This window comes from Roseateles sp. (genome assembly GCF_052436255.1).
Taxonomy (GTDB): Bacteria; Pseudomonadota; Gammaproteobacteria; order Burkholderiales; family Burkholderiaceae_C; genus Pelomonas.
This window is the reverse complement of the sequence record NZ_JBQVNP010000001.1, coordinates 135701-149486: the sequence shown is the minus strand read 5'-3', so window position 1 is coordinate 149486 and position 13786 is coordinate 135701. Positions and strand designations below refer to the sequence as shown.

15 protein-coding genes are annotated in these 13786 nt (G+C 63.7%); 10 read left to right on the top strand and 5 right to left on the bottom strand.

The features are described 5' to 3' along the window. Positions 1-22: 22 nt before the first annotated feature. Positions 23-673: a DUF6624 domain-containing protein gene (locus tag ACT6S0_RS00565; protein ID WP_444761970.1), complete on the top strand. Its 651-nt coding sequence runs from the start codon at positions 23-25 to the stop codon at positions 671-673. A gap of 230 nt (positions 674-903) precedes the next feature. After that, positions 904-1860: an IS110 family transposase gene (locus ACT6S0_RS00560; RefSeq protein ID WP_444761969.1), complete on the top strand. Its 957-nt coding sequence runs from the start codon at positions 904-906 to the stop codon at positions 1858-1860. 164 nt (positions 1861-2024) lie between these two features. Here ACT6S0_RS00560 and merR read toward each other — a convergent pair whose 3' ends face one another. Next, a complete protein-coding gene (merR, locus tag ACT6S0_RS00555) occupies positions 2025-2432 on the bottom strand; it encodes an Hg(II)-responsive transcriptional regulator (protein WP_444761968.1) in 408 nt (135 codons plus the stop codon). A gap of 72 nt (positions 2433-2504) precedes the next feature. On the opposite strand from merR, the gene merT reads away from it, so the two are divergent. The 6 genes from merT (at position 2505) to ACT6S0_RS00525 (ending at position 7233) form a co-directional block, all read left to right on the top strand. After that, positions 2505-2855 carry a mercuric ion transporter MerT gene (gene merT / locus ACT6S0_RS00550; protein WP_444761967.1) on the top strand — a complete coding sequence of 117 codons (351 nt, stop codon included), beginning with the start codon at positions 2505-2507 and terminating at the stop codon, positions 2853-2855. An 11-nt stretch (positions 2856-2866) separates the two neighbouring features. Beyond that, positions 2867-3139 (top strand): mercury resistance system periplasmic binding protein MerP, encoded by a 273-nt coding sequence (gene merP, locus ACT6S0_RS00545; protein WP_444761966.1) that lies wholly within the window; start codon positions 2867-2869, stop codon positions 3137-3139. A gap of 15 nt (positions 3140-3154) precedes the next feature. After that, a complete protein-coding gene (gene merC / locus ACT6S0_RS00540) occupies positions 3155-3574 on the top strand; it encodes an organomercurial transporter MerC (protein ID WP_444761965.1) in 420 nt (139 codons plus the stop codon). Between the two features lie 34 nt (positions 3575-3608). Continuing rightward, positions 3609-5291, top strand: a complete 1683-nt coding sequence (gene merA / locus ACT6S0_RS00535; RefSeq protein ID WP_444761964.1) for a mercury(II) reductase — start codon at positions 3609-3611, stop codon at positions 5289-5291. A 432-nt stretch (positions 5292-5723) separates the two neighbouring features. Continuing rightward, entirely contained in the window at positions 5724-6113 is a 390-nt protein-coding gene (locus ACT6S0_RS00530; RefSeq protein WP_310333211.1) for a hypothetical protein, read from the top strand. Positions 6114-6390: 277 nt separating this feature from the next. Then, positions 6391-7233, top strand: a complete 843-nt coding sequence (locus ACT6S0_RS00525; RefSeq protein ID WP_310333210.1) for a hypothetical protein — start codon at positions 6391-6393, stop codon at positions 7231-7233. Between the two features lie 32 nt (positions 7234-7265). On the opposite strand, the gene ACT6S0_RS00520 is transcribed toward ACT6S0_RS00525, so the two are convergent. From ACT6S0_RS00520 to ACT6S0_RS00505, 4 genes are all read right to left on the bottom strand, one after another. Next, positions 7266-7931, bottom strand: a complete 666-nt coding sequence (locus ACT6S0_RS00520; RefSeq protein ID WP_310333209.1) for a DsbA family protein — start codon at positions 7929-7931, stop codon at positions 7266-7268. Further along, entirely contained in the window at positions 7928-8323 is a 396-nt protein-coding gene (locus ACT6S0_RS00515; RefSeq protein ID WP_310333208.1) for a disulfide bond formation protein B, read from the bottom strand. The genes ACT6S0_RS00520 and ACT6S0_RS00515 overlap by 4 nt, the downstream gene beginning before the upstream one ends. A gap of 98 nt (positions 8324-8421) precedes the next feature. After that, entirely contained in the window at positions 8422-8784 is a 363-nt protein-coding gene (locus ACT6S0_RS00510) for a DUF3703 domain-containing protein (RefSeq protein WP_310333207.1), read from the bottom strand. Positions 8785-9002: 218 nt separating this feature from the next. After that, positions 9003-11558 carry a TonB-dependent receptor domain-containing protein gene (locus tag ACT6S0_RS00505; protein ID WP_310333206.1) on the bottom strand — a complete coding sequence of 852 codons (2556 nt, stop codon included), beginning with the start codon at positions 11556-11558 and terminating at the stop codon, positions 9003-9005. Between the two features lie 72 nt (positions 11559-11630). On the opposite strand from ACT6S0_RS00505, the gene ACT6S0_RS00500 reads away from it, so the two are divergent. Next, entirely contained in the window at positions 11631-12362 is a 732-nt protein-coding gene (locus tag ACT6S0_RS00500) for a response regulator transcription factor (protein WP_310333205.1), read from the top strand. A 32-nt stretch (positions 12363-12394) separates the two neighbouring features. Continuing rightward, positions 12395-13717: an ATP-binding protein gene (locus ACT6S0_RS00495; RefSeq protein WP_310333204.1), complete on the top strand. Its 1323-nt coding sequence runs from the start codon at positions 12395-12397 to the stop codon at positions 13715-13717. The last annotated feature ends 69 nt before the right edge of the window (positions 13718-13786 follow it).

The window sequence follows — 13786 nt, the reverse complement described above, 5'->3', positions numbered from 1 at the left end:
GAAACCTCCAAGGAGGCACTACGTGGCTGAACTTCGAACGGCCCTGGCCGGCTTTCTTGCGCTTTCAGCTCTTTCAGCTCTTGCGGCTCAAGCAACTACGCCCGCGCAGCCGGCCTCATGCTGGCCGCTTGCAAGTCTGCGAGCCATGAAGGATGTCGGCGAAGCAGTCCGAGCCATGTATCCCATGGATGTTGATCCCAAGTCACCTCAAGCTGAGAAGGCAGCCGACCGAGTCATGTTGGTGGACCGTCAGAACACGGCACAGCTTCGCCCATGGCTGCAACGGTGCGGCTGGCCGAGCATCAGAACGCATGGCGAGGAAGTCGAGGTCCTTGTCTGGCTACTGGTCCAGCATGCAGACCAGGACCGCCCCTTTCAGTTGTTTGCCATCGACTTGCTGAAGCGAGGCGTCTTCGAAGGGAGCGCACCCGGAGCCCATCTGGCATATCTAGAGGACCGTGTGGCGATAGGCATGGGAAAGCCGCAGCGCTATGGAACGCAGGCAGAGCAGAAGGGTCCATGCCATGTGGAACTCCTTCCTATCGACGACCTGGGTAAGGTTGCGGCGCGACGTAGGCAAGCGGGTCTGCCCCCGTTGGACACGTATGTCGATCAACTTCGCAGCGCCATGCTGCCTCCGACCTGCCAGGGCGACGGGAAAGCAGCTCCGTGACGGCCAATCTCAACGTCAGGTGCGCTACATTGCCTGCGGGCTTCGGCCTCCTGCTTTTCCTCCCTTGTATCTTTCCGGCTCGGACTGGCCCAGGTAGCTCGATCCTCCCTGGGGCCGCACATTGAAGCCCGTTGCTCAGCGCCGGGCGCCTGGGCCCGGCCGTCTTCTCCTCAACCCGAACGGTTGTTGGAACTCAGAGTTCGCATATGCAAGGAAGGGAACGAGAGGACATGTCCGAATCCGTTTTTGTGGGAATTGACGTCGCGAGCGCGACGCTGGAAGTAGCGTGCTTGGGGCGGACCGAGACTTGGCAGGTGGGCAATGACGAGGCCGGCATCGCAGAGCTTGGAAGGCGCGTTGCTGAACTCTGCCCTGCACTCGTCGTCCTAGAGGCCACAGGTGGTTATGAGTTCTCGGCAGCGTCTGCGTTGCAGTCGCAAGGTTTGGCCGTCGCGGTGGTCAATCCCCGAGCTGCTCGCGACTTCGCTCGGGCGATGGGGCTAATGGCAAAGACAGATGCCCTGGATGCTCGGCTGCTGGCGTCATTCGCTCGCGTTCTTCATCAGCATCCAGAGCGCGACCGATTCGTCAAGCCACTGGCTGACGATGCGCGGCTGAGCTTGCAGGCGCTGGTGCAGCGGCGCCGACAACTGGTTGACATGCAGACGGCGGAGAAGCTGCGCCGCCGGCAGGCTCATGCTGCGTCAATTGCGAGCGTGGAACGCGTTCTGGCTTTCCTGGCGCAAGAGCTGGCAGACAACCAGGCCGCCATAGCGGCCCACCTGCAGAAGCATCATTCAGAGCTAGCGCTGGCCCTCAGCACTGTTCCGGGCGTTGGCCAGACCAGCGTTGCGGTGCTAATCGCCGACTTGCCGGAGCTCGGCAAGATCAGCCGGCGCCGGATTGCTGCGCTGGTGGGTGTAGCGCCAATGAACCGCGACTCGGGCTTGATGCGCGGCCAGCGATCCATTTGGGGCGGTCGCCACGATGTACGACGCACCCTCTACATGGCGACACTGGTCGCGGTACGGTTCTGCAGCGTGTTTCGAGCCTTCTATGAGCGCCTGCTCGCGAAAGGCAAGGCCAAGAAGGTTGCGCTCGTGGCGTCCATGCGTAAGCTGCTCGCGACGCTCAACTCCATGGCCAAGTATGGCTCCCGCTGGAATCCCATGCTGCACGATACGTGAGCAAATCGACCAAGAGCGGCTGCTACAGGCTGGCTCCAGCCCTACGGTTTTGGCAAGTCAATGACAGAAGGCGCCGAGACCAGTCATTGATCCATCTGCTGGCCGGACGCCCGCTTCCTCATGCCACCGCCGAGTGAAGGGGCTATCTCCCAACATGTGTAGCGTCAGGGCGCCCGCAGCGCACCAATCAGCGGGCAGGAGACGTTGCCGTGACTCGCGCAGCAGTCCTGGACCAAAGCAGCCAACACGTGCTCAATGCGTCGCAGATCGGCCAGCTTCGAGCGTACGTCGGCGAGCTTGTGTTCGGCGAGGTCGCGCGCTTCATCGCAGTGCGTGCCGTCGTCCAGCCTGAGCAGCCCGGCCACCTCGTCCAGGCTGAAACCCAGGCGCTGTGCCGACTTGATGAAACGGACTCGCGCCACGTCGCCCTCCCCGTAGCGCCGAACGCTGCCTTGGGGCTTGTCCGGTTCGGGTAGCAGCCCCTTGCGCTGGTAGAACCGGATCGTCTCCACGTTGACGCCGGCTGCCTCGGCGAAGGCGCCGATGGTGAAGTTTTCGACCGCTTTGTCCATACCCCTTGACTCCGTACTGAACTACGGAAGTAAGGTTACGCTGTTCGAAAAGACTTGGAAAGGAACAGCAATATGTCGGAACCCCAAAGTGGTCGCGGCGCCCTGGTTGCAGGTGGCTTGGCCGCATTGCTCGCCTCGACTTGTTGTCTTGGGCCTCTTGTTCTTGTGGCATTGGGTGTCAGCGGCGCCTGGGTCGGCAACCTGACTGCACTGGAGCCGTACCGGCCGATCTTCATCGGTGCGGCGCTGGTGGCGTTGTTCTTCGCTCACCGCCGCATCTTTCGCCCGGTGCAAGACTGCAAACCTGGCGAGGTCTGCGCGATTCCTCAGGTGCGCGCTTCCTACAAGTTTCTCTTCTGGGCCGTCGCCGTGCTGGTGTTGGTCGCGCTCGGCTTTCCCTACGTCGTCCCATTCTTCTACTGATCGGAGTTCTCATGAAGAAACTGCTCGCCTCCCTCTTCGTCGTCGCCATGGCCGCACCCGCATGGGCCGCCACGCAGACCGTCACCTTGTCAGTCCCAGGCATGACCTGTTCCGCCTGCCCGTTGACGGTCAAGCAGGCCCTGAGCAAGGTCCAAGGCGTGACCAAGACCGAAGTCAGCTTCGAAAAAAAGCAGGCCGTGGTGTCGTTCGACGACGCCAAGACCAACGTCCAGGCGCTGACCAAGGCCACTGCCGACGCGGGCTATCCGTCGACCGCCAAGTAGTAGGACCGTCCGATCATGGGACTGGTGACGCGTATCGCCGACAAGGCCGGTGCGCTGGGCAGCATCGTCTCGGCGATGGGCTGCGCGGCCTGCTTTCCGGCCATCGCGAGCTTGGGAGCGGCGCTCGGGCTTGGTTTTCTTACCGAGTACGAGGGACTGTTCCTGACCACCTTGCTACCGCTGTTCGCGGCAGTAGCACTCGTGGCCAACGGCCTGGGCTGGTTCAGCCACCGGCAGTGGCATCGCAGTGCGCTTGGCATGGTGGGACCAGCCATCGTGCTCGCAGCGATGTATCCGTTCTTCGGCCACTGGTGGACCGCGCGACTGCTGTACACGGGCTTGGCCGTCATGGTCGGCGTCTCGATCTGGGATTTGGTCTGGCCGGCGAATCTCAGGTGCGGCCCGGTCGGCTGCGATCTACCGCAGAAGCAATGAGTGACCCCTTCTCTCCCTCCGAAAGAGACCTTGTATGACCCAGTTGCAAATCGAAGGCATGACTTGCGCATCGTGCGCCGTTCATGTCGAGGACGCGCTCCAAAAGGTGCCCGGCGTGCGCTCGGTGTCGGTGTCCTATCCGGACCGCATGGCCAGCCTCAAGGTCGACGCGGGCACATCGCTCGCCGCATTGACGGCCGCGGTGGCGGCGGCAGGTTACCGCGCCAAGCACACCAACGACGCACCCGCTGCGCCGCCGACCGGCCTGCTCGGCAAGGCACGTGAATGGCTCGGTGGCTCGGCACGGCCCGCGGCTGGCAGCCCGCTGCACGTCGCGGTTGTTGGCAGTGGTGGCGCCGCGATGGCGGCCGCACTCAAGGCCGTCGAGGGTGGTGCCCGCGTCACGCTGATCGAGCGAGGCACGATCGGCGGCACCTGCGTCAACGTGGGTTGCGTGCCCTCCAAAATCATGATCCGCGCCGCGCACGTTGCGCACATGCGCCGCGAAAGCCCGTTCGACGCCGGCGTGTCGGCTGTTAGGCCCACCGTGCTGCGCGATCGCCTGCTCGCGCAGCAGCAAGCCCGTGTGGACGAACTACGCCACGGCAAGTACGAAAGCATCCTGGCCGGCACGCCGGCCATCACCGTGATGCACGGCACGGCACGCTTCAAGGATGGCCGCACTTTGTCGGTATCGCTGCGCGATGGCGGCCAAGAAGAAGTGCCTTTCGACCGCTGCCTGGTGGCTGTCGGCGCCAGCGCCGCACTACCCCCGATCCCCGGACTGGAGGACACGCCGTATTGGACGTCCACAGAGGCCCTGGCAAGTGATTCAATTCCTCCGCGCCTGGCCGTGATCGGCTCTTCGGTGGTGGCCGTGGAACTTGCGCAGGCCTTTGCGCGGCTGGGCAGCCGGGTCACCATCCTGGCGCGCAACAAGCTCTTCTTCCGTGAAGACCCGGCCATCGGCGAGGCGGTTGCCTCCGCGTTCCGCGATGAAGGCATCGAGGTGCTGGAGCAGACGCAGGCGAGCCACGTCGCCTATGCAGACGGCCAATTCGTGTTGACGTCGAATCACGGCGAACTCCGCGCCGATCAGTTGCTGGTGGCCACAGGCCGTACGCCAAACACCCGGGCGCTGAACCTCGAAGCCGCCGGCGTGGCGGTGGACGAACAGGGGGCCATCGTGATTGACGATCGCATGCGCACGAGCGCGCCGGCCATCTTTGCGGCCGGAGACTGCACCGATCAGCCGCAGTTCGTGTATGTCGCCGCGGCGGCCGGAACGAGAGCGGCCGTCAACATGACCGGCGGCGATGCGGCGCTCGATCTCGGCACGGTGCCTGCCGTCGTGTTCACCGACCCGCAGGTCGCCACTGTCGGCTACACCGAAGCAGAAGCCCATCGAGCGGGCATCGAGACGGACAGCCGAACACTGACGCTGGACAACGTGCCGCGCGCGCTCGTTAACTTCGACTCGCGAGGCTTCATCAAGCTGGTGGCGGAGACGGGCTCGGGCCGGCTGCTCGGCGTGCAGGCGGTGACGGCTGAAGCCGGCGAATTGATTCAGTCGGCGGCCATCGCCATCCGTGCCCGCATGACCGTGCACGACCTGGCGAACCAGCTGTTCCCGTACCTCACGATGGTCGAGGGCCTGAAGCTCGCGGCGCAGACCTTCACCAAGGACGTGACGCAGCTGTCCTGCTGCGCCGGCTGACACAGTTCTCCAAAAGGCCGACCGGCAGCAACGGGCCGGATGCGTGAGTTCGCCGGCAGAAAGAACCGACATTCGGTCGAGCTTCGAACAGAGGCAGTGGTCGATCGCCTGGTGAACGTCGGGAGACACCAAAACCGGCCACTGACACAGGGCACTGTTCCACGCAGCGATGACAGAAATGCGGTGAACAGCACCAGGTGGTGCGATCAGGATTGACGTGCACCAGGCCCTGTAAAGCGGACGACGTGGGTGCTGCAAACGCTTGACCGCCAAGACGGTTGCTGAGCAGGCGCCAGTCGTGACAACGATGGCGGTTCAGCCCCGGCCCTGAGCCGGGGCTTTCTTTTTCGGCGCGCGCGACGTCATGCCGATTCACCGACATCCAGTAGATTTGCCCCATCGCTGGCTTGGATGCCGGCCGGAGCGACGCACATGGCGACTTGGCAGTTCGACGTAGCAGCCGTGTTCAATGCTGGCGAGCGGACACTGCCGCCACTGGTGTGTCGGCGCGCCCAGACCGTGCTCGCCGAAAGTTTCGACCCGCCGTGGCAGATGTTGCCCGGCTGGTCGGTCTACGGCTCGGAGAGCGGAAACCGTATCGACTTGGTGGTCGATGCGGACGGGTCCGGCGAGTTGTCCGCACGGATTGACGCACGGTCAGACGCCGACTCGTTCCTCAACTGCTGGCTGATCTTGATGATCGAGCTGAACTGCTCTCTATATTCGCCGGAGCTGGATCTCGCTTTCCCCGCAGACGCACAGGCGCTGAGAGATGCGCTGCAATCTTCATCTGCATGGCGCTTCGCCCTCACGACCCGATGAGGCTTTGACGACGCGCCCGCCGCGGCGCTGGTGCCTGTCCGCTAGGAACGCGCCATGCGCCGGAAGTCATGAACGCCGCGGCATTCCCTGCGCGTTCGCCCATCCAGCCAGGCACCCGACCTGCGCCTGTGAGCCCGGCTGCCCGCTGCTACACCGGTCACGCTCCAGCACCCTCACAGCAGCCCATCAGGAGGGCGGCGGCCTCGGCAAGTGCATCACTCAACACTGAACTCTGGGATGAGCTAACTTCACGACTTCACTACCCAGGAGGTCACAGATGGCTGAATCAGAAAAGACTGGCGGAGCGGTTGATGTTGTGAGAAAAGCCGGCGAAGCGATCGAGCGACTCTCCAACTTCACATTCGCGCTGCACGTCTTGCCAGCGTTCCTCGCCCTGGACATCGGTCTGCGGATTGCACGCGGCACGAACGTCGTCACGACGGATTGGTCCTTGCTTTCCAAGGCCCCCCTTGGACTTGGCTTGTGCGCCGTCATCGCGTACGTTGTCGCCATGGCTATCGCGGCTCCGATAGCAAGGGCGATCGTCGAGCCGGTTTTGCGCAAGGGGTTAGAGCTCTTGAAGGCGCTCGAGAACGCGTTCTTCAACGCCGTTTTTGGCTTCTTCGGTCAGAGTGAGGTCTATCTGGCACCCCGGGAACAGCCACGGGAAAGTCGGGTGTCAGGCTCCAGCGTGCTCTTGCGAGTTGTCCGCGACCGTGCCCTTCGTGACCAAGACAGCTTCTGGCTCTCGCAGGTGGAGCAGAAGGAAGCTCAGATGGAGTCCTCGAGGCGCGCGGAGCTGGCCCTGGCCACGCTGTCCTTCGCGACGGTGGTCCTGGCAATCGTCGACGCCTTCTTGACCCCTGGCCAGTCCATCCTCGGTCTGGCCTCCCAACAGATCAATGAGGCCGTCAGCGCCCGGCTGGATGGCCTGGGCACGCTCTTGATTGGATGTCTGGTCCTGGCCGCTGGCGTGCCTTGGATCGCGGAAGCGTTCTTCGACCGGCCAACCACCGCGTGGATTGAGCATCCCGCGCTTGCTGCAGAGCTGATGGAAGAGTTCCATAAACGCCAAGCGGAGCTGAGGCCCATGCTTCCCGCCCCGTGGCGGGATCGGTGATTGCACAGACAAGCCCACTTCACTGCTAAGACTCAGGGCGTTTGTCGGGATCGCGCGGCCTCGTTCTTCACCATGTCCCGCAGCACGCGGGGATCAGCTTCCAGCAAAGGCTTTCCGTTGACAAAGAAGGTGGGCGTGCCACGAACTCCCACAGCCTTTAGATCTTCGAAATCCTGCTCCAGAACCTTGTTGACCGCGCCCGTCGCGACGTAGGCGCGGGCTTGCTCCAGATCCAGACCGGCGGCTCGCGCGAAGTCCCAAGCCTTCTCGGTGGCAGGAGCATGGTGGCTGGCCCAGACGGGTTGGGACTGCATCAGGGCATCCATGACAGGCTCGAAACGATTCTGTCGACGCGCCGCTTCTAGGATCTGGACCCCCGCAACTGATGGCGCCTCGTGGAACGGTACGTACCGAATCACGAGCCGCGCATCACGCGGATAGTCAGCCAGGATCTGTTTGACGTAGGGATAGAAGGCGCGACAGGCCTCGCAAGCCGGGTCGAAGAACTCGACGATGGTGACCGGGGCGGTGGCAGGCCCCATGACGGGCGAGTGCTCCCGCACCATGACATCGAACTGCCTGACGGCCCGCTCCGTCGCTTGTTGGCGATCGTGGCGCTGATAGAGGAACACGGCCGCGGCGAAGGCCGCCAAGGCGATGAACGCAGTAGCGATGACGATCGTGGTACGTCGGGTCATGCAGAGGTCCTGTTGCGGGTCATCAGAAGAAGCGCGGCAATGGCGCCAAAGGCCGTCAGCGCCATGATGGGTAGCGGCAAGCCCCCGAGGATGGTCATGTCCGCACTGGTGCAGGACAGCGCTTTGCTGCAAGGCGCGATGCGTTCAGGAATCACGCCGAGGTACAGCAGGCTGTGAAAGCCCGCCACCAGCATTCCCCCGACGGCCAGCAGCAACCCATAGCGCCAAACCTCGGTATCGGTACGAAGCGCGGCCAGACCTAGCACGATGGCCAGCGGGAACATGAAGGCACGCTGGAACCAGCACAGGTTGCACGGCGCCTGACCCATGATCTCACCGACGAAGAGCACTGCCAGCGAGGAGATCAGCGCGACCAGCCAGGCGGCGAACAAGGGTGCCCAACCCCGTCTGGTCTTATCCGTAGGCACGGCCTCAATCACGAGCGACTCCAGGCATAAAGATCCATCGGGACGACTTCTCGATCATCCCGTTAGCCGCGCTTCGCATCCGCGATCGTTCGCGCGAGCTCGGCTGGCACCGGCAGTGGCTTGAATGGACTGACGTTGGCGCCACCGGTGTTGCCGGTCGGCACCCAGCCGAACACGGTCTTGGTCGCAGCTCCAATGATTCGAAGAACCTGGCCTCGAATCTCTTTCCAGACACGGTGACGAGCTGCCCAGCCAAGCATCTGGACATGCACCCGTACATGGTGGAAGGTCGAGGCTTGGCCGAGCACGTGTGCGCGTTCGAGGTGGATGAAGCTGGCGTCTGTTTGACCCGTCGACTCAAGGCGTCGCGCCTCGGCGAGCTCTTGATCGACGTGAGGTGCAATGCGTTTGGAGAACTGGGTCATGGCGAATCTGTCGTGATTGGTTGCGGCGACAGGGTGTATTGAAAACCCTGTAGCAGCTCCAGAGTCAAGCAGATCTTCGCTAGACGCCTGCACGGCGTCCAAAGCCTCGCTCGTCGAGAACGCAGCCCTCCGGTGATCAACGACGCCACGCCACCGTCGGCAATGCCGGCGCGGCGGCAGCGCATGTCAGTCCGTCAGGCTGCAACGTCTCGCACCGCTCAGAACCGCAGGTTCATGCCGATCCAGAAGCTGCGTGCCTTGTCCTTGGTCAGGTAGTCGTCCACACAGCTGTACTGGTCCTGCGTCGCAGCCAGCGAGCACTGGCTGGACGTGAAGTCCCGATCCAGCAGGTTGTTGACGCGAGCGTTGATCGTCAGCATCGGGCTGAACTTGTAGCTGGCGGCCAGGTGCAGCACCTGATAGTTCTTGTAGTAGCTGACATCACCGGTTGTCGCGTTGCGGCTGTTGAAGCGATTGGAGCGAGCCTCCATCTGCAGTGTGGTGCTCAGCGCGTCGGTGGTTTTCCAGCTCAGACTGGTGTTCAGCATGTGCTTGGCCGGGTTGCCGGTAATGGGCAGGCCAACATCGACGCCCGACTTCTGCTCCGAATCCGTGAACGTGTAGTTGCCGCGCAGGCTCAGGCGCCAGGGCAGCTGCACGCGGCCGGCCAACTCGATGCCACGCGCCTCGGCGCGGTCGATGTTGCGCTTCTGGCTGAAGCCCGTGTAGCCCAGGTCGGCCCAGCCCACGCCCAGGTCCACGCAAGCCTGGCCGGCAGTGACGAGTTCGCAGTTGGGGACGTTCTCTGCCGTGGCGATCTTGTTGCGGAACCGGTTCGTGAACACCGTGGCGTTGAATGCCAACGCGGCCGTCTCGTAGTAAACCGCCAGCTCGCCGTTGACGCTGGTTTCCGGCCGCAGACCGGGCGTGCCCACCATGGGGCTGACACCCTGGCCGCCAAAGCCCGTGACGCCGGGGTAGAGGTCGCTCGTCTTTGGGGTCTTGTAGCCGGTGCTGATGCCGCCCTTCACGGTCCAGTTCGGAGCCGCGTTCCAGACACCGTACACGCGCGGGCTGGTGCGGCTGCCGAACACGTTGTGGTTGTCGTAGCGGATGCCTGCCGTCAGCGTGAACTGCTTGCTGATCGCCCAGTTGTCCTCGGCGAAAAGTGCCCACTGCTTGTGGGGCTGGATGACGCCGGTCTGATAGCCGCCGCCGACCATGCCGAACACGCTGTCTTCCATCTTCGCGTCGAGGATCTGCGCACCCAGCACCACGTAGTGCTGCGAGCCCAGTTCGAAGTCCACCTTGCCGTCCAGCGAGGTTTGGCGAACTTCCATCGTGCGCCGCTCGCGAGGCAGCAGGTTGGCGTTCAGCCAAGCGGACTGGGCCGCGTTGGGCACGCCGGTGGTGATGCCCCCCGTGAGCTCCCCACCGGTCACCTGGCCCTGCGTCTTCATGTAGGCAAGCAGCTCGGCGCGCTCCTCCACGGTCAGCGGTTGCGACCGGCCGAGGTTGGCAGTCTGCACATGACTGAGGATTACTTCCGTGTTGAAACGATCGAAGCGGCCGATGTGGCTCAGCGACACCTGCTCACGGGTGAAGCGTTGCTGCTCGGTGTAGCCCACGCGAGGCTGGGCGACCAGGACGTTGCGGAAGGGCGCATTGCTCGATGTGACGGCGCGGGACGGGTCGAAGCCGGGGTTGGCCACGACGGCTCGCGTCAGGGTCTGCGGGTTCCAGGTCGAGAGGTTGGACGCCGTTCCCGTATAGGTGGAGCGATAGAACGGGTTCGCGTAGCTCAACGTGGCCTTGTTGCCAGTGCGCCAGAGCGAGTCCACGCCATCACGCGTTCCCAGCTGGGCCTCGCTGTTGTCATAGCTCTGACGGGACACGTCGTAGTCCAGCAGGACCTCGTGACCGGCCGCAGGCGTGAGCGCCAGGCGAGCGCCACCAGATTTGGCGACGTTCTCTACAGTGCGGCCGCCGCCACCAAATCCCAGCGGGCGGGTCCACATCGTGCCGTCCGGCAGCGGCAAAGCTGCGTACTCGGGATTGGATGCTTCCCGGTCGTAGTAGCTGCCACGAACCGCAAGACCCAGCAGGCCCGACACCAGCGGTCCGGTAGCGTAGAAATCGGCGGTACTGTCGTCCCCGAACGCATCGTTGGTCTGCTTGGTCGTGCTGACCGACAGCGAGCCCAGCCACTTCGTGCCGACTTTGCGCGTGATGACGTTGATGACGCCGCCGATGGCGTCCGAGCCATACAGCGTGGACATCGGGCCGCGGATGACCTCGATTCGTTCGATCGCCTCCAGCGGCGGCAGGTGGCTGAACTGGCTGCCACCGAAATTGTTCGGGTAGATGTCGCCGACGTTGCTCTGCCGACGGCCGTCGATGAGCACCAGCGTGTAGTCGGCGCCCATGCCGCGGATGCTGATGGTGCCGGCGCCGGCCTTGTCACGGGTCTCACCCACATCCACGCCTTCCATGTCGCGCAGCGCGTCCAGCAGGGTCAGGTAGGGGCGCGTCGAGAGTTCTTCACGACTGACAACGCTGATGCTCGCCGGTGCCTCGGTGATCTTCTGCGCGATGCGAGAGGCAGACACGACAACCGGCGCCAGCACGTTCTCTGCAGAGGTGGCCTGGGCCGCGGTCTGGGCCGCCACGGGGGCCGACAGCGCGGCCAGAGTCAGGCAGGCGACGGCCTGGGCAGCGGGTTGAAGACGAAAGGAAGCGGACACCGATCCACGGGTCCGGCGCAGCGGGGCCATCGGAAGAACTCCAGTAACAGTATGTTCAAATGAGAATCGTACGCATTACGTTTTCTGAAACTTTGTCAAGTTATGGCAAGCGCTGGCCGGCTACTGGTCATTGATGACCACCCCGAAATCCGCGACGCGCTGGAGGCCTTCCTGACACGTCGCGGGTTTGCAGTGCGCGCCGCATCCGACCTGGCCACCGCGCGCAATGCACTGCAAGACGATGACTTCGACCTGATCGTGCTTGACGTCATGCTGCCCGACGGTAGTGGTCTCGCTCTGTGTCGCGAGTTGCAGGCCGGAGGGCGTCCGGTCATCCTGTTGTCTGCGTTGGCTGCTCCGGCACACCGCGTCGCCGGGTTGGAGACTGGAGCGGACGACTATCTGATCAAGCCCTTCGAGCCTGACGAGCTGAATGCGCGCATCCGCAACGTTTTGCGCCGCTGTGGCCGAGCGACGCAGGCCACAGCGGCCTGGGTCTATCGCTTTGCTGAATGGTGCTTCGACCCCTCCGACCGCAGCCTGAGCCACGATGACGGGCGCCGACTCGCGCTCAGCGCCGCCGAATCCCGGCTGCTCGCCGTGCTGTTGCAGCGTCCGGGCGAGGTGCTGGCCCGCCAACGGCTTCTGGACCTGTGCAGCGAAGGCGCCGAAGTCTTCGACCGCAGCATTGACAGCCAGGTCAGCCGGTTGCGCCGCAAGATCGAGGCTGACCCGCGCCGCCCCGCACTGCTGCGGACAGCCTGGGGCGACGGCTATCAGTTGACGGCAACTGTGAGCAAACAGGCGCTGGCGGAAGTGCCACTCGCGGTCTGAGGACGTTGTCTAAGCTACGCCGCCCTTTGCGATTGCGCACCCAGTTGTTGCTGGTGCTGGGTTCGGCCCTTACGCTCGCGAATGTTCTCGTGCTGGCGCTGTGGTGGTATGCCTATGGCGGCCTGCACCCGGTCGCTCGCGATCAAGCGTTGGATCGCCTGGTTGCCGTCTATCGCATGGCGGAGATCGCCAATCCGGAACGAATCGCCGTATTGCTGGGCGCTGCTCAGTCTTCGGAAGCGGTTTTCCGAGTGACTTCCGCGCCAGAGGTCGACGCGAAGCCCATGAATGCCAACGAGGCCACCTTTGCCCAGGCATTGCGCACGCGGCTTCGTCCCGAGGCACTGCCTCGCGTCCATCTGGGCCCCTTGGACGGACTGGAACAGGGGCTCCACAGCTGGATTCCAGCGTGGTGGCCCGGGCAATCCGAATCCGGGCTGGCGGTAGCAGTGGATTTGCCCGACGGGCGCTGGCTCAACGCCAGACTGGGACCGGTCGCGCAGCCGGGCGACGCACTCCTGATCGCAGCCTCGCTGTTGACCAGTGCGCTGTTGACAGGCGCCCTGATGGTGATAGCCCTGCAGCGCCTGCTACGCCCCTGGCGCAGCCTTGCAGACACCATGCAACGCTTCGGCCGCGGCGAACGCCCTTCGGCACTTCCTTTGGACGGTCCGACCGAGCTGCGTGATCTGAGTGCCAGCTTCAATGAGTTGCAGACCCGGCTGATCCGATACGTCGACGAGCGAACTCGCCTCCTTGCGTCGATAAGTCACGACCTTCGCGCACCGCTGACAGCCTTGCGTCTGCGCGTCTCAATGGTTGACGACGCCACAGTGAGAGCCGGCATGACGCGCTCGTTGGCCGAGCTGCAGGAGATGGTCGACGAAACCCTGCGCTTCGCTCGCGACGAACATCAAGTCGAGTCGAGCGATGACGTGGATCTCGTGACACTGTGTTCCGCTGTCGTCCGCGAGCGCCAGCAAACCGGGCGGGTACTGGAGATGCACGCGCCCCCCTCACCCATCATCTGGCGCGGACGATCGCTGGCCCTTCGTCGGGCGATCGGCAATCTCATTGACAACGCGCTGCGCCATGCGCAGACGGTCAGATTAAGCCTGCACGAGTCAGACCCGGAGAATGTGTTGATCGACATTGACGATGACGGCCCAGGCATCCCCGAGGACCGCTTGGCTCGAGTGTTCGAGCCCTACGTACGCGGGGATGACGGCGTCTCACACAGCTTCGGACTGGGACTGGCCATCGCCTTGTCATGTGTGCAACTGCATGGAGGGACTTTGGGGCTGTCCAACCGTCGGGAAGGCGGCCTGCGCGCTCGAATATCGTTGCCGCGTTAGGTGAATCTCGATGATGCCCGCAAGTGAAACTTTGGACGTTTTTTGACTCCTCTGCCCGTACGGAAGTCC

What these genes read in the sequence shown, in the direction of transcription:
- ACT6S0_RS00560 (WP_444761969.1), top strand. Translation starts at nt 904, where the DNA reads ATGTCCGAATCCGTTTTTGTGGGAATTGACGTCGCGAGCGCGACGCTG.
- merR (WP_444761968.1), bottom strand. Translation starts at nt 2,432, where the DNA reads ATGGACAAAGCGGTCGAAAACTTCACCATCGGCGCCTTCGCCGAGGCA.
- merT (WP_444761967.1), top strand. Translation starts at nt 2,505, where the DNA reads ATGTCGGAACCCCAAAGTGGTCGCGGCGCCCTGGTTGCAGGTGGCTTG.
- merP (WP_444761966.1), top strand. Translation starts at nt 2,867, where the DNA reads ATGAAGAAACTGCTCGCCTCCCTCTTCGTCGTCGCCATGGCCGCACCC.
- merC (WP_444761965.1), top strand. Translation starts at nt 3,155, where the DNA reads ATGGGACTGGTGACGCGTATCGCCGACAAGGCCGGTGCGCTGGGCAGC.
- merA (WP_444761964.1), top strand. Translation starts at nt 3,609, where the DNA reads ATGACCCAGTTGCAAATCGAAGGCATGACTTGCGCATCGTGCGCCGTT.
- ACT6S0_RS00530 (WP_310333211.1), top strand. Translation starts at nt 5,724, where the DNA reads ATGGCGACTTGGCAGTTCGACGTAGCAGCCGTGTTCAATGCTGGCGAG.
- ACT6S0_RS00525 (WP_310333210.1), top strand. Translation starts at nt 6,391, where the DNA reads ATGGCTGAATCAGAAAAGACTGGCGGAGCGGTTGATGTTGTGAGAAAA.
- ACT6S0_RS00520 (WP_310333209.1), bottom strand. Translation starts at nt 7,931, where the DNA reads ATGACCCGACGTACCACGATCGTCATCGCTACTGCGTTCATCGCCTTG.
- ACT6S0_RS00510 (WP_310333207.1), bottom strand. Translation starts at nt 8,784, where the DNA reads ATGACCCAGTTCTCCAAACGCATTGCACCTCACGTCGATCAAGAGCTC.
- ACT6S0_RS00505 (WP_310333206.1), bottom strand. Translation starts at nt 11,558, where the DNA reads ATGGCCCCGCTGCGCCGGACCCGTGGATCGGTGTCCGCTTCCTTTCGT.
- ACT6S0_RS00500 (WP_310333205.1), top strand. Translation starts at nt 11,631, where the DNA reads ATGGCAAGCGCTGGCCGGCTACTGGTCATTGATGACCACCCCGAAATC.